General features: G+C 32.4%; 1 protein-coding gene and 1 pseudogene. Both read right to left on the bottom strand.

The annotated features are described in order from the left end of the window. A partial coding sequence (locus ERX55_RS11335) for a GreA/GreB family elongation factor (protein WP_481817035.1) occupies window positions 1–219 on the bottom strand: 219 nt, incomplete at its 3' end. Window positions 220–246: 27 nt separating this feature from the next. Further along, a pseudogene (locus tag ERX55_RS11340) lies at window positions 247–383 on the bottom strand (uridine kinase); the annotation flags it as partial.

Raw genomic sequence — 383 nt, forward strand, 5'->3', positions numbered from 1 at the left:
TCTTAACATATGCTCAATTCTTTGAATATCTTGTTCGATGAATCCTTGTTCATCTTTTGCTGCATCATACTCAGAGTTCTCTGATAAGTCACCAAATGAACGTGCAACTTTAATTTTCTCTACAACTTCAGGACGCTTAACTGTTTTTAATTCTTCAAGTTCACGCTCTAATTTTTCAAAACCTTCTTGAGTCATTGGATATTGCTTTTGATTTTCCATATTGTCATCTTCCTTTACTGAATTATACTATTGCTTGCTAACTAAAGACTGAATTTTTGTTGTCATAATATCTATTGCAACTTTATTGCTCCCACCTTCAGGAATAATTATATCAGCATATTTCTTAGTCGGTTCAATAAATTGGTCATGCATAGGTCTAACAA

It is taken from the genome of Macrococcus bovicus (assembly GCF_004359575.1).
GTDB classification, from domain to species: Bacteria; Bacillota; Bacilli; order Staphylococcales; family Staphylococcaceae; genus Macrococcus; species Macrococcus bovicus.